The organism is Paenibacillus sp. FSL M7-0656, assembly GCF_038003225.1.
GTDB classification, from domain to species: Bacteria; Bacillota; Bacilli; order Paenibacillales; family Paenibacillaceae; genus Paenibacillus; species Paenibacillus amylolyticus.
Genome location: NZ_JBBOOT010000001.1, coordinates 4,644,420 through 4,667,463, shown reverse-complemented (window position 1 = coordinate 4,667,463; position 23,044 = coordinate 4,644,420). Strand labels below are relative to the sequence as shown.

The 23,044-nt window shown below is 47.0% G+C and carries 23 protein-coding genes; 11 read left to right on the top strand and 12 right to left on the bottom strand.

Features of this window, described 5'->3' with window-relative positions:
• Positions 1-175: 175 nt before the first annotated feature.
• A complete protein-coding gene (locus tag MHI01_RS20675) occupies positions 176-1,069 on the bottom strand; it encodes a LysR family transcriptional regulator (protein ID WP_282322259.1) in 894 nt (297 codons plus the stop codon).
• A 166-nt stretch (positions 1,070-1,235) separates the two neighbouring features.
• Between MHI01_RS20675 and MHI01_RS20670 the strand changes: the two genes are divergently transcribed.
• Positions 1,236-2,093, top strand: coding sequence for an alpha/beta fold hydrolase (locus tag MHI01_RS20670; RefSeq protein WP_036612931.1), 858 nt, complete (start codon positions 1,236-1,238; stop codon positions 2,091-2,093).
• 159 nt (positions 2,094-2,252) lie between these two features.
• Here MHI01_RS20670 and MHI01_RS20665 read toward each other — a convergent pair whose 3' ends face one another.
• From MHI01_RS20665 to cidR, 4 genes are all read right to left on the bottom strand, one after another.
• Positions 2,253-2,924 carry a GNAT family N-acetyltransferase gene (locus MHI01_RS20665; protein ID WP_282319989.1) on the bottom strand — a complete coding sequence of 224 codons (672 nt, stop codon included), beginning with the start codon at positions 2,922-2,924 and terminating at the stop codon, positions 2,253-2,255.
• 46 nt (positions 2,925-2,970) lie between these two features.
• Positions 2,971-3,645: a GNAT family N-acetyltransferase gene (locus tag MHI01_RS20660; protein ID WP_340984008.1), complete on the bottom strand. Its 675-nt coding sequence runs from the start codon at positions 3,643-3,645 to the stop codon at positions 2,971-2,973.
• A gap of 254 nt (positions 3,646-3,899) precedes the next feature.
• Complete coding sequence (locus MHI01_RS20655; protein ID WP_127551468.1) at positions 3,900-4,757, bottom strand: carbon-nitrogen hydrolase family protein; 858 nt, start codon at positions 4,755-4,757, stop codon at positions 3,900-3,902.
• 109 nt (positions 4,758-4,866) lie between these two features.
• On the bottom strand, positions 4,867-5,751 hold the full coding sequence (gene cidR, locus MHI01_RS20650; protein WP_047840818.1) for a cidABC operon transcriptional activator CidR: 885 nt from the start codon (positions 5,749-5,751) through the stop codon (positions 4,867-4,869).
• A 161-nt stretch (positions 5,752-5,912) separates the two neighbouring features.
• Between cidR and MHI01_RS20645 the strand changes: the two genes are divergently transcribed.
• From MHI01_RS20645 to MHI01_RS20625, 5 genes are all read left to right on the top strand, one after another.
• Positions 5,913-6,284, top strand: a complete 372-nt coding sequence (locus MHI01_RS20645) for a CidA/LrgA family protein (protein WP_017691758.1) — start codon at positions 5,913-5,915, stop codon at positions 6,282-6,284.
• Entirely contained in the window at positions 6,281-6,961 is a 681-nt protein-coding gene (locus MHI01_RS20640) for a CidB/LrgB family autolysis modulator (protein WP_076251772.1), read from the top strand. Before MHI01_RS20645 ends, MHI01_RS20640 begins: the two co-directional genes overlap by 4 nt.
• Before the next feature lie 106 nt (positions 6,962-7,067).
• On the top strand, positions 7,068-7,586 hold the full coding sequence (locus MHI01_RS20635) for an AbrB/MazE/SpoVT family DNA-binding domain-containing protein (RefSeq protein ID WP_047840820.1): 519 nt from the start codon (positions 7,068-7,070) through the stop codon (positions 7,584-7,586).
• Positions 7,587-7,708: 122 nt separating this feature from the next.
• Positions 7,709-8,404, top strand: coding sequence for a Crp/Fnr family transcriptional regulator (locus MHI01_RS20630; protein WP_340984007.1), 696 nt, complete (start codon positions 7,709-7,711; stop codon positions 8,402-8,404).
• A 77-nt stretch (positions 8,405-8,481) separates the two neighbouring features.
• Entirely contained in the window at positions 8,482-9,321 is an 840-nt protein-coding gene (locus MHI01_RS20625) for a DNA alkylation repair protein (RefSeq protein ID WP_340984006.1), read from the top strand.
• A gap of 125 nt (positions 9,322-9,446) precedes the next feature.
• On the opposite strand, the gene MHI01_RS20620 is transcribed toward MHI01_RS20625, so the two are convergent.
• Positions 9,447-9,827 carry a DoxX family protein gene (locus MHI01_RS20620; protein WP_340984005.1) on the bottom strand — a complete coding sequence of 127 codons (381 nt, stop codon included), beginning with the start codon at positions 9,825-9,827 and terminating at the stop codon, positions 9,447-9,449.
• Between the two features lie 423 nt (positions 9,828-10,250).
• Between MHI01_RS20620 and MHI01_RS20615 the strand changes: the two genes are divergently transcribed.
• Complete coding sequence (locus tag MHI01_RS20615; protein WP_026081419.1) at positions 10,251-10,550, top strand: winged helix-turn-helix transcriptional regulator; 300 nt, start codon at positions 10,251-10,253, stop codon at positions 10,548-10,550.
• A gap of 104 nt (positions 10,551-10,654) precedes the next feature.
• Here the strand turns inward: MHI01_RS20615 and MHI01_RS20610 are convergent, their stop codons facing one another.
• The 5 genes from MHI01_RS20610 to MHI01_RS20590 form a co-directional block, all read right to left on the bottom strand.
• Positions 10,655-11,659, bottom strand: a complete 1,005-nt coding sequence (locus MHI01_RS20610) for a Gfo/Idh/MocA family protein (RefSeq protein WP_127551463.1) — start codon at positions 11,657-11,659, stop codon at positions 10,655-10,657.
• Positions 11,660-11,727: 68 nt separating this feature from the next.
• Entirely contained in the window at positions 11,728-13,386 is a 1,659-nt protein-coding gene (locus MHI01_RS20605; RefSeq protein ID WP_340984004.1) for a glycerol-3-phosphate dehydrogenase/oxidase, read from the bottom strand.
• 396 nt (positions 13,387-13,782) lie between these two features.
• Positions 13,783-15,270 (bottom strand): glycerol kinase GlpK, encoded by a 1,488-nt coding sequence (gene glpK, locus MHI01_RS20600; protein ID WP_340984003.1) that lies wholly within the window; start codon positions 15,268-15,270, stop codon positions 13,783-13,785.
• A 28-nt stretch (positions 15,271-15,298) separates the two neighbouring features.
• The gene (locus tag MHI01_RS20595; RefSeq protein ID WP_340984002.1) at positions 15,299-15,868 is read right to left on the bottom strand and encodes a glycerol-3-phosphate responsive antiterminator; all 570 of its coding nucleotides are present in this window, start codon (positions 15,866-15,868) and stop codon (positions 15,299-15,301) included.
• Between the two features lie 191 nt (positions 15,869-16,059).
• Positions 16,060-16,827 carry a GTP cyclohydrolase II gene (locus tag MHI01_RS20590; protein ID WP_047840826.1) on the bottom strand — a complete coding sequence of 256 codons (768 nt, stop codon included), beginning with the start codon at positions 16,825-16,827 and terminating at the stop codon, positions 16,060-16,062.
• 323 nt (positions 16,828-17,150) lie between these two features.
• Here MHI01_RS20590 and MHI01_RS20585 point away from each other — a divergent pair, with 323 nt between their 5' ends.
• The 4 genes from MHI01_RS20585 to gntK all read left to right on the top strand — a co-directional run bounded on the left by MHI01_RS20585 (position 17,151) and on the right by gntK (position 21,940).
• Complete coding sequence (locus MHI01_RS20585; RefSeq protein WP_053061379.1) at positions 17,151-18,425, top strand: ABC transporter substrate-binding protein; 1,275 nt, start codon at positions 17,151-17,153, stop codon at positions 18,423-18,425.
• 128 nt (positions 18,426-18,553) lie between these two features.
• The gene (locus tag MHI01_RS20580) at positions 18,554-19,420 is read left to right on the top strand and encodes a carbohydrate ABC transporter permease (protein ID WP_036613110.1); all 867 of its coding nucleotides are present in this window, start codon (positions 18,554-18,556) and stop codon (positions 19,418-19,420) included.
• 20 nt (positions 19,421-19,440) lie between these two features.
• Positions 19,441-20,268 carry a carbohydrate ABC transporter permease gene (locus MHI01_RS20575; RefSeq protein WP_036612996.1) on the top strand — a complete coding sequence of 276 codons (828 nt, stop codon included), beginning with the start codon at positions 19,441-19,443 and terminating at the stop codon, positions 20,266-20,268.
• A 121-nt stretch (positions 20,269-20,389) separates the two neighbouring features.
• Positions 20,390-21,940: a gluconokinase gene (gene gntK, locus MHI01_RS20570; protein ID WP_315372185.1), complete on the top strand. Its 1,551-nt coding sequence runs from the start codon at positions 20,390-20,392 to the stop codon at positions 21,938-21,940.
• A gap of 682 nt (positions 21,941-22,622) precedes the next feature.
• On the opposite strand, the gene MHI01_RS20565 is transcribed toward gntK, so the two are convergent.
• On the bottom strand, positions 22,623-23,003 hold the full coding sequence (locus tag MHI01_RS20565; RefSeq protein WP_340984001.1) for a nuclear transport factor 2 family protein: 381 nt from the start codon (positions 23,001-23,003) through the stop codon (positions 22,623-22,625).
• Between the last annotated feature and the right edge of the window lie 41 nt (positions 23,004-23,044).

Sequence of the window (23,044 nt, the reverse complement as noted above, 5' to 3'; positions counted from 1 at the left end):
TTTAATATTCTAAAAAGAGCTTCATAGTGAATCACCAAGTACTGAAGTTTCTTCAAGATTACACATCTATAACGCACATGATCCATCTTACGAGGATGAACATGTGCGTTATTTGAATTACACACAATCGGCATTCAACCTTTTTCCATTTCAGAAGGCTACAAGAGCTGATGGATCAATATTCTTTAAAATATTTCAGTAGTTCCGATTGGAAACTTTCAGCAGTAAAACTACGCTCTCGATTTTTGTGAACAATCAGACCATGCGTAAAGCTTATTTTAGAAGTAAAAGGAAGAATTTTTAATCTACCCATCTTTAGTTCGTTTTTGATCGCTATTTTAGGGACCAAGGCAAAACCTTTTCCACAGCATACAAGTTCCTTGATCATCTCAAGACTTGAAAGCTCTAACGCATTCTTAACCACAATCCCTTCATTCTTTAGAACATCTACAGCAGTCGTATGATACAAACAAGATGTGCCGTTACTGATAAACACCTCGTCATTTAGAATCTGCGCCCCTACACTTTCCACTTTCCGAACCAAATCCTCAGATGCAACAAAAACAATAGTCTCTTCCATAATCGGATAAAAGAGAATGTCATGTCGCTCAGGGTTTTGAGGAACAATGCCAAAATCCAGGGCATAATCCAGCACACTTTTTAGAATATCTTGATGCGCCCCTTGTTCAACACGTAAATTTACGCTTGGAAAGTTTCTCGTATATTCCTGTACAAATGGAAGCATGCGTGTAAGAAAAAAGGATTCCTGTAGTCTAATATTTATTGTTCCGCACGGCTCATTCATATCATTCATACTTTCTTTAAGGGATTCACTTAAGTGGACATACTGATAAGCATATTTGGAAAATACTTTTCCAGCTTCCGTAGGTTCCACCCCTCGTGGAAATCGATGAAACAACTTCTGTCCGCAGATCTTCTCCAGCTGTTGAATATGAGTTGTTACTGTGGACTGGACATAACCTAAGCGCTCCCCAGCTCGGCTGAAACTCTTCTCTTCAAGCAAAGCAATAAATGCCTGAAAAAAACGACCCTCTAAGGAATTTATCATATCTTTCACCCTTTTGTATTTCGATTTAAAATAGCTAGCATTCAATCTATTCATTATTCAAATAAATATATTAATTATACAATAAAAACACGTCATCACCAGTTCTACAAGTAAGTAAGAGAAATAATATTGGACTTCTTAATGAATCCAGAAGGAGATGTAAAAAATGAAGATTAGTTATCAGCACCAGAAAGTTGGAGATGTCGAAGTTTTTTACCGTGAAGCCGGGCCTAAGGATGGCCAAGTTATTTTACTATTACACGGGTTTCCATCCTCTAGTCATATGTTTCGCGACCTTATTCCCAAACTGGCAGAACAATACCGTGTCATTGCCCCTGATCTTGCTGGGTTTGGTCGCACAACAACTCCACCGCGCAGTCAGTTTGACTTCACATTTGACAGCCTGTTTCGAGTTATTGAAGGTTTCACTGAAGCATTAGCTCTTAAGAAATATGTAATGTATGTGTTTGATTATGGGGCACCTGTCGGTTATCGCTTGGCAGTGGCTCACCCGGAACAAGTTCAAGCCATTATTAGTCAGAATGGCAACGCATATGTCGAAGGATTTAGTGACGCATGGGGACCTTGGGAGATGTATTGGCACTCTCCAACACCTGAAAATCGTGAAGCATGTCGTGATTCCTTAACCCCCGAAACTATCCGTAACTTTCAGTATCTTCATGGAACTGATGCTAGCCTTGTTTCACCAGACGGATATTCACTGGATATTGCCTACATGTCACGCCCGGAAGCTGAAGAAATCCAACTGGATTTAATCCTCGATTATAGAACAAACGTGGATCTTTATCCTGAATTTCAGGCTTATTTCCGCAATTATCAACCTCCTCTTCTAGCTGTATGGGGTAAAAATGATCCTGCTTTTCTTCCTGCTGGAGCTTTAGCTTATAAGCGTGATATCCCATCTGCAGAAGTGCATTTACTTGATACTGGGCATTTTGCTCTCGAAACACATGTGACAGAGATCCATGAGCTCATTCACCACTTCTTAAAGAAAATATTTTAAACCCATCATACATTGGCTCAATCTCAACCTTGAACTAAATAGAAAAAGCCCGTAGAAAGCAGGTCCAATAATGGCCTGTTCTACGGGCTTTTTGCATCTGTCATCATTCTTCAAGGTACTTGCAACGCCACTATGATCTAATGTTCTATCCCGTCCAGTTCACAACGGCAGTAGCGCAACCGACTTGCGAGCAGTCAATTGCTCTACCATGGCAAGCCATTCTTGTGGTTTGTTAGGAAGCACTGCATAATATCGATTCAGGAAATCAGCCACCAGACTGGCTGGCAGTTCATCAAGCGACTCATCGCCTGGCATGAAACACAGATCCAATCCGCCAACTGCTTCACCGTCACCTTGCCAGGATGGATGAACATACGGGAAGTCCAGACGCTGATATCCCAGATGGGACAGCACTTCGCGACGCACATACGGGTCCATCGGCTTGATGCCGCCAAACTCATGATCCTGACTCAGATAAGGGTTATAGATTTCGGCAAACATACCGAACAATTCTTTCCCGTTTGCTGCAGCCAGCTTTTGCAGATCACGCTTGCGGTTATTCGCCAGGAAACTGCCGATCCCCAGACCTTCACGCCCAATAATCGTAAAGTCCGTCATGGCTACGTTCCAATCCTCGTAATAACGGTACTCTGTCGCTCCAACAACCTGTCCCTCATGCACAGCCACGAACACCCGAATACCCGGATCTTCCAGTGGTTCTTCCCACAGGGGGAAGTCAAGCACTTCTTCCCGCGGGAAAATCTCCTGCATCAACTTGTGCATTTGGGCAAACAATGGATCTTTAATGGATGTAATACGCGTGAATTCCATGAATAAATACCCCCTAGATTGATGATGTATTTCGTTTAACATTTCTTTATCTGAACGGATTCCGCCACTCCATCAGGGCTGCATAGTTGCAGGATTCCTCATCGTCCAGATAGCCCGCTGTCACACCAACTGGCATGCGCCCACAACGAAGCAGGAACGATATCACCGGATCACGTCTTTCTCCCGCTGCCACCTGGTTCAGATATTCCTGCGCAGACAGTTGGTCTGCAACCAAATGATAACCGGGCATTCTACCAGCACCCAGTAACCGATCCATCCCCTGAGCGATGACAAGGTGGTACATCGCCTGCATCATAAGCTGAGCCAGTCCCCATTTGCGGTACATTGGACGAACACAGAGATCAACAATATACAGCGTGTTGCCATCCGGCTGGTGGTTACGAATATAACCGTCATCCGTTACTTGGGCCCAGGTATGACTTGCTGGATGTGCAGGGTCCCACTGCATCCGTAGCGAGGTCATTGATCCGGCCAACTCTCCATCGACTTCAATACAGATGGCACCCTCCGGGTAATGCTGTACATGACTGGTGAGCTGCTCGTGACTCCAGAGCAGTTCTTCCGGATAAGGAGGAGGGAAACTCTCCGCCTGAATGCGAATGAGTTCCTCAAAGTCGGCAGTAACATAATTGCGAACGACTGCTTTTACCCTTTTACCACTTCGCTCCGGATCGGTGATCAGCATTTCTTTGGTATACATGTTGCCGGTTCACCCCTTTCCACTGACAAAATGAATTCCCTACTCTGTTTCGCTTCGGTTTTAATTATGTGTTCAAAAAGGTCGGTTTTCAGTACCGAGAAGATGGGATGAAGCTAGAAATGGAGTAGCGGAGCGTAGGGAAGACTACGTGAGCAACGGACATTTCGGCTGAATTCCATATTCGATGCTGATGATGCCACTAGGCATCCTTCGTAATCAAAAGCGGGCTTTTTGAACAACCTCTATAAGGTTGCCTACTCCCAATCGGTATACAGATCAGTACGGCGGTCACGCCAGGTCGTTACCGATCCACGTTCACGTACCTCATACAACAAGTCCAGATCCAGATCGGCGGTCACGATCATATCGTTGTTAATCTCACCCTCGGCCAGAATGCCACGTGGCGGGAACGGAATATCATTTGGCGTAATGATCGCAGCCTGTCCATAGTTGGCCCGCATGAAATCAACGGTCGGCAGGTTACCCACTGTTCCGGTTAACACAACATACACCTGATTCTCTACCGCGCGGGCATGACTCGTATAACGCACACGGTAGAATCCATGACGATCGTCCGTGCAGGAAGGACAGAAAATTACGTCTGCGCCTTTGGCTTTGGCCATCCGTACAATTTCCGGGAATTCAATATCGTAACAGGTCAGCATCGCAATACGGCCTTTGTCCGTGTCGAACACCTCAAGTCCCTCTCCGGGAGCCATGTTCCATTCCTGGACTTCGGTTGGTGTAATGTGAATCTTGTCCTGCCGCGCGATGCGACCATCCGGGTAGAACATGTGGGCTGTATTATACAGCTTCCCTTCACGTCGAATGACGTGGGTTCCCCCGATGACGTGCATGCCGTACTTGGTAGCAAGAGACGTGAATAGTTGTTCATATTGCTCCGTAAAGTTTGGCAACTCCTCAATTGTCAGTGCATTGCCTTGTTTGTCCCCAATGGACATTAACTGCGTTGTGAAAAATTCCGGGAACAGGACAAATTCGGTTCCGTATTCACTCGCTGTCCGTATGTAATGCTCAGCCTGAGCGGCGAACTGCTCAAACGAGCTGATTGTTTGTAGCTGGTATTGTACAGCGGATACCCGTAATTTCATGTTCGTACACCTCCATCATGATTATGCTTCCATTGTAACAACGATCCGGGGTCAACAAAAGAGTATTTACACTGGGCACTAGAATGGAACAACCTTCCGATCGCTTCCCTTACTCACCCAGCATCGACTGAGTGAATCCAATCCACTCTCTCGTGGCAAATGAAAGATAACGATCCTTCCGCCAGATCATGCCGAGCTGCCATGGAATCACCGGTTCCACCACGGGTATAATGCGCACGCGCATATGGTCTACCTCACGACAGATCGTCTCCGGCAGTAAGGCTACCCCCAAATTGGCAGCAACCATCGCGCTGAGCAGATCCCACTGGGAGCTCTCATATACCACACGGGGCTGGAAGCCAGCATGCTGACAGGCCACAATAATCCGGTCATGCAATGCAAAATCCTCCCTAAACAGCACAAAGGCGTCGTTTTCCAGTTCATGCAGCGCGACCGATTCTTTTCCAGCAAGTGGATGTGAAGGGTGTACGAGCAGGTTCAGCTTCTCTTTCACAAACACAAAATGATCCAACAGCTCATCCACGGTTGGCAGTACGGCAACGCCAATATCCAGTGCACCACTGATCACATCGGCCTCCACTTTTTTGGCGCCATCCTCAAACAGCTGAATGGTCACCTGCGGGTAGGCTTTGTGAAATTCGCCAATGATCATGGGGAAAAAGCTTGATCCTACCATCGGCGGCAAACCAATCCGCAGATGGCCTTTCTTCAAATTCATCAGATCGTCCAATTCGGACGACAGACTGCGGAATGATTTTTCAATCTCAAGTGCCTGCCGAAAAAACACATGGCCTGCATCGGTTAGTTCAACTTTCTTCCCATAACGGTCCAGTAAAGTGATACCCAATTCCTCTTCAAGACTCTTGACCGTCTTGCTGATCGTGGGCTGGGTGATATACAGGACTTCGGCGGCTTTAGTGAAGCTCTGCTGCCGGGCAACTTCCAGAAAATATTGCAAATGGCGGATATCCATCGGTTGATACTCACCTCTCATAGACAAATGGAATAGTAAACATTCTTAATATGCATTTTACTCATGAAAGGAAGCCATGTAAAATTTGTGATATCAAATGAATCATTTTCATTTTCATAATAACTTAAACGATTACGTTGATTATACAAGGAGGGATTGAAGTGAAAAAATGGGGCCTTGGTATTGCACAAGTTGCGCTCTTAATGGTTTTTTCACTGCTGATGGACCTGCTGGCCCGTACTCTCCATCTTCCTGTACCAGGTTCAATACTCGGTATGGTTGTGTTATTCATTCTGCTTCAGACTCGTGTTGTGAAGCTGCGCTGGATTGAAGTTGGAGCTGCCTGGCTGCTCGGTGAACTATTGTTATTTTTTATCCCGTCAGCCGTTGGCATTATGAACTATATGCCCATGTTGGAACATGACGGATTGCAAATTTTATTTATCGTACTACTTAGTACTTTCCTGGTCATGTCCTGCACAGGCCTAGTGGCTACACGAATTGCCAAACGAAAGGAGCGTCACACCGGATGATTGGATTCCTCTGCCTGTTGTTAACCGTCGGTATCTATTGGGTTACCAAACGAATGTATCGCAATCTGCCTAAAGTATATCTGTCTCCGTTGCTCATTACACCGCTTCTTGTTGTTGGCATATTGCTTGCAACCGGAACGGATTATGCCACGTATAGTAGTGGTGGCAAATGGCTGAGTCTGCTGCTTCAACCGGCCACCGTGGCTTTTGCCGTACCGCTCTATACCTTTTTCCATGTACTCAAAAAACATATTTCCGAGATTGTCTTCAGTGTCATGACTGGCTCGGTTGTTGCCGTACTTTCCTCTGCCCTGCTCGCCAAATGGTTGCGCCTGGATTCCGGTCTCATTCATAGTCTGATCCCAAGATCGATTACCACCCCAATTGCCATGAACGTATCCGCCACTATCGGTGGCATACCCGCAGTGACAGCTGTTTTTGTTATTATGACTGGTCTGCTCGGAGTAATTATGGGCCCTTCCATCGTCAAAATGCTGCGCATCGATGGGGAGATTGCACGAGGCACACTGTTTGGAACCGGTGCCCATGGCACAGGGACATCCAAGGCGTTTGAACTGAGTTCCCTGACCGGTACCATCTCCAGCATCTCCATGGTGCTCGCTGCATTGTTCACTTTAGCGGTTGCACCCGTGCTTTCTAAACTTATTTTCCCATAATGGATGGAATTATCCACTTTTTTTGAAATATTATTGTTGTATTAAAGCCCTTTCTTCCTTACAATAAGGACAGGTTTTTAATTGTGAATATTGCGGGGGAGATGCGATGAAAAGAACCGGAATGAAGAGATCTCTGGACCGTCTTGGACGAATTGTCCTTCCCAAAGAAATGCGGGATACGATGGAAATCCATATCGGCGATCCGCTTGAGTTTTTCATTGAAGGAAAAGAGTTGATTTTAAGAAAGTACAAATCAACATTATGTATTTTTTGCGGTGATGTAGATACGGAAATGTATTTCAAAGAACAATTCATCTGCCGGACTTGTGCAATTCAATTAAAACACCCGGATGACTCTCCCGACTGGTTCGTACCTCAGAACAAACAGGCTCCTGCACCCGTGGAGCGTCCTGCTTCCAAATCCGCCCCAGTCTCATCTCCCGCTAGGGAAGAAGGGACCACAGCTGACAACCAAGAATATCCGGACCTGCGGCCAAAGACGGCACGTATGCTGCAACAGATGAAAGAAATTGTTGAACAGAATCCCGGTTTGGCTCAACAGCAAATTGCGGAAAAGCTTGGCATCAGCCAAGGACGCGTCTCTCAATTAAAAAAGTTACTATAATCAAAATGGCATTTGATCATTTATAGTCAGAAGACCTTCCGATCAGGAAGTCCCGCTGCAAGAGAACCCGTTGTTTTTCGTGGGTTCTTCTTTTTTTATATTCATATTGGGAAAGGAGTTCTATGGATAAAATTCTGTATTTATCACAATTCGACCTCATGTCCTCCTTATCCGAGGCAGACCTGATTGAAATGGATGGGATGACTTCTATTACGACCATACCTAAAAACAGACAGATCCAGACACCCGATACGTTTACAGAAGGTTTCTATTTTGTAAAACGGGGAAAGGTTCGTTTATATACATTAAATCCGGAGGGCAAGCAGTTCACTCTCGATATTTTGACGGAAGGTAACGTGTTTGGAGAAATGAACGGAATCTCACTCGGAACACGCGCCGTTTATATCGATACGATGGAGGAGTGTGATATTTGCCTGATGAACAAACAACGTTTTGAACAGTTTCTGATTGAACATCCGGAATTTATGATGAGACTGATGAACGTACTAAGCGAGCGGATCAAACGAATGAGCGAGTTGACACAGACGCTTGCACTCGGAAACCTGCATGAAAAGGTGATACATAATCTCTTCCGGCTGGCTGAACAGATGGGATGCATCGAAGAAGATGAGTACTGCCGGATTCAACTCGGGCTTACCCATCAGGAGATTGCCTGGATGGCAGGAGCCACACGGGAATCGGTTACGATTGTCATGCAAGACTTGGCAAAATCTGGCCGTATTCGTACCGGATTCAAATCAGTCTCCCTTCATCGTGACGAAATCGCTAACCTCCGGAAAATCACTGACCACTTGTAAGATGCCTTACATCCCTGTTCTCCAGCAAGTTGTACTGTATAACTCATGATGTTATACAACCAAGGAGGAGTATACCGTTGGATGCTAAGCCAGATCTATTTATCCCTGAAGACATTTTTCTTCGCAAAGGTGCCCGTAAAGCAACGGAAATTCCTGAGCATATCCGCAATTGGCTACAAGCAGGACATATCGAATCGGTCAATCTGACCGAATGGCTGGCTGTAGATCATATTTCTCTTTTTCAGAAGGTTACCCATGAATGGGGAATGGATGCCGAAACCAGAGCAATTACAGAGCAGTTAACACAGATGGATGAGCAGCGGATCATGAAAATCATCCCGACCATAGCCATGCAATGGCTTGATCTGTTGAAACGTCCATCAGTCAATGAAAAAACGAATCTCTTTTGTTCCATTGCAGAACATCGTTCAGACAGTGTTCGCTGCTGGGCGGCTTATATCATTGGGCTGGATTCCGGTCTGAACCTGACTGAAAAGTTGGAGCATATTCGGCCCTTTGCAGCAGATCATCACTTTGGTGTAAGAGAAATCGCCTGGATGGCTGTACGGGAGTCCATCTCTGCCGAATTATCCTTAGCCTTGCAGCAGTTAATCCCATGGAGCGTTGACCCTGATCCACTGATCCGTCGCTTTGCCATAGAATCAATCAGACCTCGTGGCGTCTGGGCCAAGCATATTCAGGAGTTAAAAGAAAATCCGGCCATGGCCCTTCCCTTGCTTGACGCAGTAAAATCCGATGCCCATAAGTATGTACAGGATTCGGTAAGTAACTGGCTGAACGACGCCAGCAAGACCAATCCAGAGTGGGTGCGGCAGGTCTGTGCCACTTGGACTCAGCAGTCGGATACCCAACATACGCGGCGAATCGTTACACGTGCCACGCGAAGTCTTACATAAAAAAAGATGACCACCGCTTACTGGCAGTGGTCATCTTCTGCATAGGCATCCGCGTTTACATTCCTTTTGACAGGAATACCTTTTCCACGTTGAACAGCCCAATTACGTTCCCTCTTATCTTTAACTTACGCCTGAATCGCGTCCATCTGGCCTTCTTCTTCCGCTTCCAATCTGCGCATGCCCACAACCCAAACAATAATGTTAGCTACCAACAACACAGCCGGGAACGGAACAGCAGCGTATTGTGCATAGATCAGATGACTTCCCACGGCCCCAATCAGAATGAAGGTCAGTATGCCAGAAGCCAGGATGCGAGTCCGTGGAATCAGCAGTCCTACAGCACTAAGCAACTCCGCAGCGCCCAGCAGATACATCGTCCATGTCGGATAAGAGAAACTTTCGAATGTCTGAATCATCATATCTGCCCCACTAATCTTGTTAAACCCCGTCATGACGAAGACACCTGCTAACACAACCAGAAAAACGTAACCCAAAATCTTGTTCATATGTAGATCCTCCTGTAACAAATTATATGTTCCTACTATGTAATGATTATTTTTGCTGCACATTGTAAAAAAAGAATCTATGTAAAAGTTCCCAAAGGTCACTCTGTTTTCAACCGTTCAGCCCAGTTCAATTTTCAGAATAGTACGCATTCATATTATACGTATTATTTATCACCAACTTACTTTTGTGAAGTTAGTATATAATAATAATATAATTTCTTCAAGTAATTTTTCACTGTATGATGTATAATACATACAAAAGGTATGTTACAGTATATTTTGTAGTAACCCTCATTTACTTGGATGTCCTATATTCTTAAAGCGGCAGAAATCATGTCCTTTCATATACAACTTTGAAGAAAATCATTATGAATCGAGGTGAACACGTTGAAGCTGAAAAAAGTAAAATCACCAAGTCCCTGTATGATCACTCAAGCCATAGACATCATAGGCAAGAAGTGGGTACTGTTAATCATGTACCAACTGTTGTCTGGACCCAAGCGGTTTACGGAGCTTGAAGCAGAGATGGCGATCAGTGGACGACTTTTATCGGAGCGATTGAAGGAAATGGAGACGGAAGGTATCGTAACCCGACACATGTTTCCCGAGATACCTCCCCGTGTAGAGTATGAATTAACACCGAAAGGCAGAGCCATTGAACCTGTCATTGATCAGATCTACAGTTGGTCATCCGACTGGTTGAAACAGCAGAAATCCGAATAGTTGAATTGCTACTTAATAATCTCTACTCAACACAAATACGCCTGAATCAGGCTGATCTGCGGATCATTCCCTGATTCAGGCGTATTTATATTACCTTCAACCTTTTAATGAGAGAGATGTTTTGAAGGCTGAAGCTGTACCGGCAGACCGGAATCTGCCGATGCCAGCGCCGCCGTCGTAATCTCCTGTGTACGGCAGGCATCCGCATAATCGGACAGAATTCGTGAACGGTCTCCCGTACGCAGGGCGTGAATGAACGCTTCATTCTCACGCTCGTATGGGTTATGTCCTGCCGGAATCTCCAGACCTGCCATCGCATGTTTTGCGGCACTTGGCAGAAGCAAACGTTCTGGCGTCCAATCCCACACACCTGCATCCGTGTAGAACTGGAGTCCTGCGCCGCCCTCTCCGTCTGGCAACAGACATGTATTGGCGATACTGGCAATCGCTCCACTTTCCAGCTTAAGCGTCACATTTGCCACATCGGCTACGGTCACATGTTCATGCTTCTCATGCATGCTTCGCTGAGCTGCTACAGCATATACCTCCGTAACTTCTCCTGCACAATACCGAAGCAAGTCTACAATATGTGTAGTCTGCTCTACGAATTGTCCTCCTGAACCGTCCTGACGCCGCCACCAGGCGACCCCTGGCATTCCGCCCATCCAGCGGCCAAGAGCCATGCCGACCGTCTGTTCTTTCATCGCTTGCTGCAGAACCTGCGCAGCCTCCTGATAACGGAAATGGTATCCTACAGAGGTTAACAATCCACTCTTTTGCAACTGATCCAACACCTGACGCGGAACATCCATTCCGGTGCTCAACGGTTTCTCCACCAGGAATGGAATACCGCGGCGGATTAATTCGGATTCAATCGATCCGTGAGACATCGGAGGCACACAGATATACACCGCATCCAGCTTCTCACCATCCAGCATATGTTCAAGTTCCCCGTAACCAACAGCATCATAAACGGAGGCCATAGCCTCTGCCTTTTCGAGCAATGTTCCACAGACACTCGCAACACGAACACCTTCCATCCGTGCGAGAATATCCGCGTGTACCTTACTGAACCAGCCTGTTCCAATGATTCCGATCTGTAATGTCATGGATGTAATCCCCTCTCTATGTTACACGCTTACATGTTCCATTCGACTCTCGATCTTGAAATCCTGCCTTAGATTTTGCCAGATGCTTTCAGCAACAGCTGATCCAGTTCCTCTGTATGTTTAACCTCTTGCTCTTCAGACCAGTTCAAACAACCTGCCATATATGAGATAACCGCTGCTTTATAGCGACGAACTTCATCAATACGGAAGAATAAATCACCTGTTCTTCGTACCAAAAAGTCAGATGGGGTTACAGCCATCTCTTCATCAATCGCGTAATGTAGCATAAGCAATAGCTCCTGTGGCATGCCATGAAGCTCGGACTTGGTGCGTGGATCGGGCATTCGCTCATACAGTGCCTCCACATTGGAACCATACGTGCGAACCAGCCGCTCCGCAGCCGGTCGGGCAAGCCCCAAGGCAACACCATCCTTGATCTTGCGCTCCGCATACGATACAAATCCAGCCGATCCCCCTACATCACCGCCGGAGATGGGCATCTTCTTCGTTACACAAGGGCCTATGGAATGCCCACTCTCCTGCTCCATCTGGCGTGCGACCAGATCAACAACCATCTCGGCCATTTTACGGTATCCGGTTAACTTGCCCCCGGCAATCGTAATCAGATTGGATTCGGATACCCAGACTTCATCTTTACGTGATATTTCGGAAGGATTCTTGCCTTCCTCATGAATTAGTGGACGTACACCCGCCCATCCGGATTCCACGTCCTCGGTACCAATGTGTACATCTGGAAACATGCCATTAACTGCATCAATCACATAATCGCGATCCGAGTCGGAAATTTGCGGTTGTGCAGGATCATCCTGATATACAGTGTCGGTTGTGCCTACATAGGTTTTGCCATCACGTGGGACAGCAAAGACCATTCGACCATCTGGTGTATCAAAATAGACGGCCTGTCTTAATGGGAATCGTTCACCATCAAAGACCAAATGAATGCCTTTGGTCATCTGCAGCGTTTTCCCCTGGCGTGAACCGTCCAATTCCCGCAGACCGTCCACCCATGGACCGGAAGCGTTGATCACCTTGCTTGCTTTTAGCGTATAGATCTGCCCATCGATCTGATCCACGGCTTTAATACCTGTAATCTTGCCATTCTCCTTCAGGAAACCTTTCGCCTTAACGTAGTTCACTGCCTGTGCTCCACGTTTGACAGCTTCTTTCATAACTTCTATGGTGAGTCTGGCATCATCAGTCCGGTACTCCACATAGAGTCCACCACCCAACAACCCCTGTTTGCGTAACAGAGGTTCACTGTCTGACACTGCTCCAGCATTCAACATTTGGCGCCGTTCACTGCGCTTCACCCCGGCGAGCCGGTCATACACCATCAGTCCAATGGATGTGCTGAAGCGGCCGAATGTGCCAGCCGTATAGATCGGTAACAACATCGGTTCCGGTGTGGTCACATGTGGCCCATTTTCATAAACTACAGCCCGCTCCCGTCCTACCTCAGCAACCATCTTCACTTCATATTGCTTCAAATAACGTAATCCGCCATGGACAAGTTTGGTCGAACGACTGGATGTACCTGCTGCAAAATCCTGCATTTCTACAAGCGCCGTCTTCAACCCACGCGAAGCCGCATCCAATGCAATCCCTGCGCCTGTAATCCCGCCGCCAATAATTAATACGTCAAAATGTGCATTCGCCATATTTTGCAAATATTCGGTCCGTTGTGCTGACGAGAACGTTTCTGTCATTCTTGAACCTCCCATTGATTTCCTTAATATTTCCGTAAAAAAACAAAAAAAGGACCACGTCATTCGCTCAGCAATTGCTGAGCGGCACGTGGTCCCTCCCGATCTCCAGACATCATTTTTTTAACTTGTGCCTTTATCCTATCACAGATTTTTGACGGCGTGAAGTCCTGAAATGACACATTATTCAAAAAAAATTCAAAAAGTTGTTCTGCCAAAGGATGGAATTTCAAATGAATCCACTAACCTTGTTTTTTTCCTTATAGTGGATATATATTTTGCCTTCTCCAGGAAGAATAACCCTGTAAATCATGCATCATTTTCCACCAGTAAATATCATTTATAACATATGTTTAGTTAAAAAGTACAAATACCCACACCAAGAAATATTCATTTCTTTTATTTAAAAGCCATTGCTGCATTCACTGCACGCTTCCAGCCTGTATACAGTTCTGTTCGTTGTTGCTCAGCCATAAAAGGCTGGAAGACACGCTCCGTATTTTCATGATCCGTCAATTCATCCGCACTCGTCCAATATCCTACTGCCAATCCTGCCAGATAAGCCGCACCCAATGCAGTCGTTTCATTCACCGTTGGGCGTTCGACAGGAATGCCCAGAATATCACTCTGGAACTGCATGAGAAAATCATTGGCCGCCGCCCCGCCATCCACACGCAGAGCATGCACGGGAATACCCGAGTCGGATTCCATTGCCTCCAGTACATCTTTGGTCTGATACGCCAACGCCTCAAGCGTAGCACGGATAAAGTGTTCCTTTGTCGTGCCTCGTGTCAGGCCAAACACCGCACCCTTAACCTCACTATCCCAATACGGACTGCCCAATCCCACAAATGCAGGTACCATATAAACACCGTCTGTCGAAGGCACACGTGAGGCGTAATCCTCGCTATCTTTTGAAGAGCGAAGCATCCTTAATCCGTCACGCAGCCACTGAACCGCTGAACCTGCAACAAAAATGCTACCTTCGAGCGCATATTCAACCTTGCCATTCATCCCCCAGGCAATCGTTGTAATCAGTCCGTGATTGGATTGTACCGGGTTCTCTCCCGTGTTCATAAGCATGAAACAACCGGTACCATATGTATTTTTCATACTACCCTTGGTGTAACAGCCCTGACCAAACATCGCTGCCTGTTGATCTCCTGCCGCTCCCGCAATCGGAATCCGATGACCGAAGAAATGATAGTCTGTTGTGTGTGCATACACCTCGGATGAACCTCGCACTTCTGGTAACATAGCCTTGGGAATGTCGAGGATATCCAACAATTCGTCATCCCATTGCAGATCATAGATGTTATAGATCAGAGTACGTGAGGCATTGGATATATCCGTGACATGTGTACCCCCGCTCAGTTTCCAGATCAGCCAGCTATCAATCGTGCCAAACAGCAATTCACCCTTCTCTGCCCGCTCCCGGGCACCAGGGACATGATCCAGAATCCACTTCACCTTTGTTCCCGAGAAGTAGGGATCGATCAGTAATCCTGTTTTACGGCGGAAAAGGTCCCCGAGACCCTGCGTCTTCAATTTTTCACAGATATCTGCGGTCTGTCTGGATTGCCATACCACTGCATTATAGATGGGTCTGCCTGTTTCTTTGTCCCATAACACAACGGTCTCACGTTGATTCGTAATTCCAATTCCGGCAATCTGAACAGGTTTAATTCCGCTCTCTGCCAGACATGAAGCCATCACGGCAAGAATGGAACTCCAGATTTCGTTGGCATTCTGCTCTACCCAGCCCGGTTTGGGGAAATATTGAGGGAATTCCTGCTGTGCAATGTGCACAATCTCCCCGCCACGGTTAAATAGAATAGCTCGGGAGCTTGTTGTTCCCTGATCCAGAGCCAATATATATTTTTCCATACAGCCAACCTCCTGTTGTGGGTTCTTTTTAAGGTGTAAGCGATTTCTCGAAATGTCGGATCAGATTTGTGTTGGATGTGGTCACTGCCGTAGCCCCAACGCCAAGTGCAAGTTCAACCTCTTCCGGTGAACGGATCAATCCCCCTGCAATAATGGGTATCCCTGTACGCACAGATACTTCCGCAATAATATGCGGAATGACGCCAGGTAATACTTCAATATAATCCGGTTGGGTTTTGGCCAGCAACAGATAACTTTTCTCCAGTGCATGGGTATCCAGTAGAAAAATACGTTGAATCGCTGTAATGCCTTTCTGCTTTGCCTTCTGAATGACACTCGCTCGCGTAGAGATCAGTCCTGCAGGGCGAATGTGCTGACACAGATACTCTGCCGCATACTCATCATTCTTCAATCCTTGGACCAGATCTGCATGCAAAAGTATCTTTTTGTCATACCGCCGCGCCTCGTCCATTACACTCTGAAGCTGTGCAATATGGGTTTCCAGCATCACCCCATAGGTATAAGGGCCTTCAATCATCGCTTCAAACTGCTTCATGCTCTTTGCAGCCGGCAATATACGTTGTCCCTCAAATGGCACCTTGGTTCCTCCCGCATTCATCAGATGACTATATTGTATAATCCGCACTGCGGGAACGGCAAGCCATTCCGTGAATCAGGAAAACCTGATCGCTCCCAATCATCCATAGCAAAAAGCCGCTGATGTACTTCTCCATAACGGAGAGTACTACAACGACTAATCCACTAATCGATTACGTCTATTAATAATGATTAAGCCTGCGCATGTGGAAGCAGCGTCTCTGCCCCAGCCCATCCATCACTTTCTGCCAAGTGACCGGAACGATTCACTTTCGTTTGCAGGTACTTCTCGTTAAAAGCAGAACGATCTCCCCACAGTGGAACACGTCCGCCCACATTCAATCCCGCTTCCTGCAAAGCAGCCAGCTTCCGTGGATTGTTGGTGATTAATGTAACCGGTGCGGAGCGAAGCGCACGCAATACGGCAATCGCATCGTCATAATTGCGGGCATCGTCCGTGAATCCGAGTTGCAAGTTTGCATCTACCGTATCCAGACCTTCTTCTTGCAAAATGTACGCCATGGCTTTGCTGAACAGACCAATGCCACGTCCCTCATGGTTCGCAAGATAGAACAGTGCACCCGCTCCGTGAGCGGCGATCATTTTCATGGATTGCTCCAATTGGAAGCCGCAATCACAGCGTTTGCTGCCAAAGATGTCGCCTGTATGACAGATGCTATGCATCCGGATCAGCGCTTCTTGTGCTTCAGCAAAGTCACCATACACCAGAACACTGGATTGTTGACGCTCTGCCAGTTCAGCCTCAGCAAGGGATTCGATTAACTCGCCGCTCTCCATCGCTTTGTCTGACTTCATCCAGCTATACCACTGGAATGTCTTGGTCTCCCCATCAAGGTTTACCGGGAGCTTAATCGGTCCCACGAGGTATATGAACTCTTTTCCACTCGGAAAAGTCTGAATTTTGGGGGCAAGCAGTTGAATAATATGTGAATTGATCATTGTCGTTCCTCCTGTTTAGGCCAACTTGTCTGTTGATTGATTCGCATCCAAAGCGAAAATGGATCACTTGGACGTTATATAGTACGTATCTATATTATTCTCATCATCATTAGTTACTTTATGTAAGTTAGTTTAGAATAAAAATTATAATGTGTCAAGTAACTTTTATTTTTAAAGTAACTACCCAATTTATGTTACGCAATTGACACAAATATGTGTTTCATTTTAGGAATATTGGGTATGAGTTTATAAACTACTCATACACTAATGTTGTAGTCCAAAGCACTTCATGCCTCGAACTTAATGATGAGGGGGTAATACACATGATCCGCCGGAAAAGAACATGCTGGACAGCCATACTGATGGTCTGCGTCCTGCTCATAAGCGGATGCTCCATCTGGCCCGGACAGGACGATTCAGCGAACAACAAAAAGGTAGCGCTTACATTATGGTACTGGAATCGTTCCATCGATGATAAGTTGATTGCCAGGGCTAAGGAAAAGTTCCCCAATATCGAACTGACAGCTCAGAAAATCGGCGGTGATTTCAAAGCAAAACTCAAAACAACACTCGCTGCACGCTCAGGTGAACCAGACATTGTAGCATTGAACGACTGGATCATGGAGCTATTCCCCAGTGAGGACCGTTTCTATAATCTGTATGATCTCGGTGCAGGAGATATTGAAGACCAATATCTACCGTGGAAATGGAAGCAAGGCGTTACGCCAAGCGGACAGATGATTGGTTTCCCGATGGATACGGGCCCAACAGCCCTCTTCTACCGAGAAGATCTGTTCAAGGAGGCCGGATTGCCATCTGATCCCGAAGACGTTACACGCCAGATCAACAGTTGGGATGCATATGCTGCTGCCGGAGAACAGCTCAAGGAAAAATTCGGAGGCAAGGTTTTTCTAACCGACAATATTGCAACCGTTTACAACCAAGTCATATCGCAGTCTGCGGAGCGTTATTTCCGGCCGGACGGGTCCTTTATCGGCATGGATTCCCCTATTGTGGGCAAGAGCTGGGATACAGCCGTTGCTTTCAAAGAGAAGGGACTGCTAGCCAATGCAGATGGCTGGACTCCAAGCTGGAACGCCGCGATGAATAATGGAGAAATCGCCTCTTTCGTGGGCGCTGTCTGGATGAAACAAGTTCTTCAGGAAGCCGCTCCGGATACATCCGGGAAGTGGCGGGTCGCTCGGGCACCAGGGGGAGATGGCAACAACGGAGGATCATTCCTGTCCATCCTGAAGTCGAGTGAACATCCTCAGGAAGCCTTTGAACTGGTTCGCTGGCTGCAAAGTCCCGAAAATCAACTGGAGCAATATCAGACATTGAATCTGTTCCCTTCTGCACCAGGTGTGTTTGATGATCCTGCCATGAAAGAAAAAGAACCTTTCTTCGGTGGACAGGCGACAGGGCCTGTATTTGCCGAATCGGCACAGGATGTGCCGGATGCTTTCTTTGGCGAAAGATATCCATCCGTACACAACATTATCACTCGACGGCTGAATGATGTCGCGAAGCAAAATGCCGATCCACAGCAGGTCTGGACGGATACGGTACACCGCGTCGAGCGGGAATTGCAGCGTTAACCTGAACAACGTGTGGTTTCGTTATCCGCAAAGGAGGAATTCATATGGCTGTAACTGAACCTCGTCTTACTCCCGATCCCGGAAATGCAAGACCTGATCTGGATCGGCAGAAGTCACTATGGGCGAGAATGTGGGAGCATCGTGCACTTTATGTTGCGATATCGCCGTTTTATATTCTGTTTGCGGTATTTGGACTGTTCCCAATCGGATTCTCACTCTATCTGGCTTTTCATAAATGGGATGGCATCGGTGTCATGACGTTTAACGGACTCAACAATTTCAAATACATGCTGACCGATGCCGAGTTCTGGCAAGCCGTGGGTAACACGTTCATGATCTGGATCTATTCGACGATTCCGATGCTCTTTTTCGCCCTGATTATTGCCTTTTTGCTACATGCACCATTTGTGAAGTTCCGTACCCTGTTTCGGGTCGGTTATTTTCTGCCAAACGTCACATCCATTGTGGCGGTAGCCATTATCTTCGGTGCTTTATTTGCCAACAATTATGGCTTTCTCAATTATCTGTTGCAGTCGGTCGGGCTACCTGTTGTGGAGTGGCTTAATGCACCATGGGGCATTAAAGTCGCAATCTCCTCCATGGTGGTCTGGCGCTGGACCGGATATAACGCCGTCATCTATCTGGCCGGACTTCAGAGTATTCCGCAGACATTATACGAAGCGGCCAAGATTGATGGCGCATCAGCGATACAGTCCTTTTTCCGAATTACAATTCCGATGTTGCGTCCTGTGATCCTGTTTACGGTCATTACATCAACGATTGGCGGTATGCAACTGTTCACCGAGCCACAAGTATTGGTAGGCAATGACGGTGGCGCAGGTGCAGCAGGCATGACGATTGTACTGTACCTCTACCGTGAATCCTTCATTAACAATTACTTCGGATATGGCGCTGCCGTTGGTTGGGGCATGTTCCTCATTATCGCCCTGTTCTCGATTGTGAACTGGAAGCTTGTTCAAGGCAAATCATCCTGATGTGATAAGGGGGAGCGCACATGGCGACCAAACACCTCAAATCGCTGGTGTTGTATACCGGTCTTATCGGGGGCATGCTCATATCCATGTTCCCGTTCTATTGGCTGATTGTAATGTCTACCCGGACAACGTCCGATATCTACAAGTTTCCACCCCAGCTCTGGTTCGGGGGCGAATTGTGGAATAATATTACGCGGGTGTTACAGCAGATTGACTTCTGGGGAGCTTTTCTGAATACGTTGTTTGTGTCGGGCCTCGTGACCATACTTGTACTGTTTTTTGACTCACTGGCGGGGTTTGCGTTTGCGAAGTTTGAATTTCCCGGCAAAAAGTGGCTCTTCATCTTGCTACTCGCAACCATGATGGTACCTTCCCAGCTGTCGCTGGTGCCTTCCTTCGTACTCATGGCTACGTTCGGTTGGGTCGGTTCCTTCAAAGCTCTCATTATTCCGGGCATGGTGAACGCCTTCGGCATCTTCTGGATTCGCCAGTATGCAACAGAGTCCATTCCCAACGATCTGCTGGATGCGGGCCGCATCGACGGCTGTAATTTCTTCCGACTCTATTGGAACGTGGCGCTGCCAATTCTGCGACCTGCCTTTGCTTTCCTCGGCGCGTTCACCTTTATCGGCGTATGGAATGATTATCTGTGGCCTTTGATCGTCCTGACGGATGAACGCAAATACACGTTGCAGATTGCGTTGTCTCAATTAAACGGGTTGTATAACACAGACTATGCCATGGTTATCGCTGGTACGTTGCTTGCCGTCATTCCGCTCATCGTTATGTTCCTGTTTATCAGCCGTCAATTTATTTCGGATATTGCCGCAGGGGCGGTGAAGGACTAAGATTGTGGCATTTTGATCCATCCCTCAAGTCTGATATTCTTATCTATAGATGAAATAACAGATGCCATATAAGTTGGATGAATAGCACCACCTTATATATTTAAGAAAGAGGGATGACAAAATGGCTTCTTCACCCTATATGATCGGCGTAGATATCGGCACAACCTCCACCAAGGCCGTCTTGTTCGAACAGAACGGAACCATTGTGGCTCAAGGCAGTGCCGATTATCCGCTACACACCCCCACACCTGCGATTGCGGAGCAGGATGCGGAAGATATTTTCAAAGCAGTCATCGAGTCCGTTAAACAGGCCACTTCCAAAGCGGGAGTGAAGCCAGAGGACATCCTGTTTGTATCCTTCAGTTCGGCCATGCACAGCATTCTGCCAGTCGATCAACAGGGCACACCGCTGATGCGGGCCATGACTTGGGCAGATAATCGCAGTGCAGAGTGGACGGAAGTACTCAAATCGGAGATGAATGGTCACGAAATCTATCTGAGAACAGGTACGCCGATTCATCCGATGTCCCCTCTCACCAAGATCATGTGGCTCACCCGGGATCAGCCTGAATTGTTCAGACAGACGCACAAATTCATATCCATGAAAGAATATGTTTTCTATAAATTATTTTCTGAATACGTCATTGATCACTCCATGGCCTCCGCAACCGGACTCATGAATCTGGAGAAACTCGACTGGGATGCTGAAGCGCTGCATGTAGCGGGCATTACGCCGGAACACTTGTCCCGATTGGTCCCAACCACACATGTGCTGAAACATGGGTTGCACCCGGAGTACGCCAAGGAGATGGGCATTGCGGTCACCACACCATTTGTTATCGGTGCAAGTGATGGTGTGCTCTCCAATCTGGGCGTGAACGCCATTGATCCGGGCGTCGTGGCCGTGACCATTGGTACCAGTGGAGCGATTCGTACAGTCGTAGATAAACCGGTGACCGATCCCAAAGGACGCTTCTTCTGTTATGCGCTCACGGAGGATGCCTGGGTCATTGGCGGACCAGTGAACAATGGCGGTGTTATTTTCCGCTGGATTCGGGACGAGTTTGCAGCTTCCGAGGTGGAGACTGCGAAACGACTTGGCATCGATCCATATGAAGTGCTCACTCGTGTCGCAGAAAACGTACCTCCGGGTTCGGAAGGTCTCTTGTTCCATCCGTATATGACGGGTGAGCGGGCTCCACTCTGGAATCCGAACGCACGCGGCTCATTTTTCGGTCTGACGCTGCATCATAAGAAAGAACATATGATTCGCGCTGCGCTCGAAGGTGTGTTGTTTAACCTGTACACGGTCATGCTGGCGATCGAAGAAAAGATTGGCCGTCCGAAAAAAATTCAGGCGACAGGCGGCTTCGCCCGCTCTGAGTTGTGGCGCCAGATGATGGCCGATATTTTCGATCAGGATGTCATCATCCCCGAAAGTATTGAAAGCTCCTGTCTCGGCGCTGCTGTACTGGGCTTGTACGCTCTTGGCCGCATCGATTCCCTGAGTGCCGTCTCCGGCATGATCGGATCAACACATCGGCACCAACCAGACCCGGACAGTGTCCGCGTGTACCGTGAACTGCTGCCGATCTTCATCCGCATCTCCCGTAAGTTTGAAGAAGAGTATGCGGATATCGCTGCTTTTCAGAATAAGACGATGCAGGGGTAGGGAAGGCGTTAGATCGCATGCAGGATAACCGGAGGATGGGGCGGTTTAGGTTCCGAGGTTTTGAGGGTTGGAGACTTGAGGGTTAAACGTCTGGAATGTTACACGTTGGAGGATCAAACGTTGAACCTGGAATAGCTAACGAATCGTAGACGTCTTATATGAGGTTTATAGCATGTTTTCGAAATCTAACGAACCTGAGCCACCTTATATTGGCTTACATGGGGCACGAAACTGCTCTAGAACCTAATATCTAGCCTACTAACGTGTCTGTGGTTCGTTAGAAAATTACTCTTGCCAAATATCCTCCAATAGCACGTCTCAGATTCGTTAGAATTGAAAGAACATCGTTTCCATGCAGCAAGACACCATCTCCTAAGCTGCGTCTGGCTCAGAATAACCTAAGGCTCTAGCGACTACGTCTTATGCACGTTCATGATGACCGTCCGCCATGTTTAAAACATGTGGGAGGGTCTTTTTCATGAACAGATTTTCATGTACATATCTTCATGTACAGTTTTTGTGTACCAATTTACCTGTAGAAACTGTGCTACCAGAATGATGAAGCCCTCGTCCTCAGCTTCGTTCAAATCACCTAAATATGCGACCAAAAAAGCCCCACAGCTTGAAAGACTGTAGAGCTTCGTTTCCTAACGTTTCATTATTACCTATTTATACTCTGCTGTTACTGATTATACTTGCTGAACGCACTCTGGTCGGCCTGTACATTCTCCAGATACACAATCTGTCCCTCATCATTTACACGTGCGATATCGATGCCTGCTTTGGCATATACCGTTCCGTCTGCCGCTTGTCCGCACACCGCCCAGTTCGTTTGGTAGCTGCCGTCTGGCTGTTGCACCCACGCGTCCCACATATGTTTTACATCCTTATTGTATTCGTAGAAAGCTTTCATAAAACCATCGAATCCTGTTCGGCTGGTGCCGTTAAGCACAATCTCTGCGTCCGGTGTAAACAGGGACAATAAGTCCTGCATGGCGCGCTCATCTGTGCGTGAAGCATCAAATAAACGGAAATAGTTGTTCAACAGTGTAGTGGTACTCATTTATATTCCTCCTGAAATAAAAAGCCGTTTTCCAATCTTTC

Coding starts and splice junctions, on each gene's coding strand:
- gntK (WP_315372185.1), top strand. CDS start 20,390: ATGGCTTCTTCACCCTATATGATCGGCGTAGATATCGGCACAACCTCC.
- MHI01_RS20610 (WP_127551463.1), bottom strand. CDS start 11,659: ATGACATTACAGATCGGAATCATTGGAACAGGCTGGTTCAGTAAGGTA.
- cidR (WP_047840818.1), bottom strand. CDS start 5,751: ATGGATATCCGCCATTTGCAATATTTTCTGGAAGTTGCCCGGCAGCAG.
- MHI01_RS20580 (WP_036613110.1), top strand. CDS start 18,554: ATGTGGGAGCATCGTGCACTTTATGTTGCGATATCGCCGTTTTATATT.
- MHI01_RS20630 (WP_340984007.1), top strand. CDS start 7,709: ATGGATAAAATTCTGTATTTATCACAATTCGACCTCATGTCCTCCTTA.
- MHI01_RS20655 (WP_127551468.1), bottom strand. CDS start 4,757: ATGAAATTACGGGTATCCGCTGTACAATACCAGCTACAAACAATCAGC.
- MHI01_RS20590 (WP_047840826.1), bottom strand. CDS start 16,827: ATGATCAATTCACATATTATTCAACTGCTTGCCCCCAAAATTCAGACT.
- MHI01_RS20565 (WP_340984001.1), bottom strand. CDS start 23,003: ATGAGTACCACTACACTGTTGAACAACTATTTCCGTTTATTTGATGCT.
- MHI01_RS20665 (WP_282319989.1), bottom strand. CDS start 2,924: ATGGAATTCACGCGTATTACATCCATTAAAGATCCATTGTTTGCCCAA.
- MHI01_RS20620 (WP_340984005.1), bottom strand. CDS start 9,827: ATGAACAAGATTTTGGGTTACGTTTTTCTGGTTGTGTTAGCAGGTGTC.
- MHI01_RS20660 (WP_340984008.1), bottom strand. CDS start 3,645: ATGTATACCAAAGAAATGCTGATCACCGATCCGGAGCGAAGTGGTAAA.
- MHI01_RS20635 (WP_047840820.1), top strand. CDS start 7,068: ATGAAAAGAACCGGAATGAAGAGATCTCTGGACCGTCTTGGACGAATT.
- MHI01_RS20585 (WP_053061379.1), top strand. CDS start 17,151: ATGATCCGCCGGAAAAGAACATGCTGGACAGCCATACTGATGGTCTGC.
- MHI01_RS20575 (WP_036612996.1), top strand. CDS start 19,441: ATGGCGACCAAACACCTCAAATCGCTGGTGTTGTATACCGGTCTTATC.
- MHI01_RS20605 (WP_340984004.1), bottom strand. CDS start 13,386: ATGACAGAAACGTTCTCGTCAGCACAACGGACCGAATATTTGCAAAAT.
- MHI01_RS20640 (WP_076251772.1), top strand. CDS start 6,281: ATGATTGGATTCCTCTGCCTGTTGTTAACCGTCGGTATCTATTGGGTT.
- MHI01_RS20675 (WP_282322259.1), bottom strand. CDS start 1,069: ATGATAAATTCCTTAGAGGGTCGTTTTTTTCAGGCATTTATTGCTTTG.
- glpK (WP_340984003.1), bottom strand. CDS start 15,270: ATGGAAAAATATATATTGGCTCTGGATCAGGGAACAACAAGCTCCCGA.
- MHI01_RS20615 (WP_026081419.1), top strand. CDS start 10,251: ATGATCACTCAAGCCATAGACATCATAGGCAAGAAGTGGGTACTGTTA.
- MHI01_RS20670 (WP_036612931.1), top strand. CDS start 1,236: ATGAAGATTAGTTATCAGCACCAGAAAGTTGGAGATGTCGAAGTTTTT.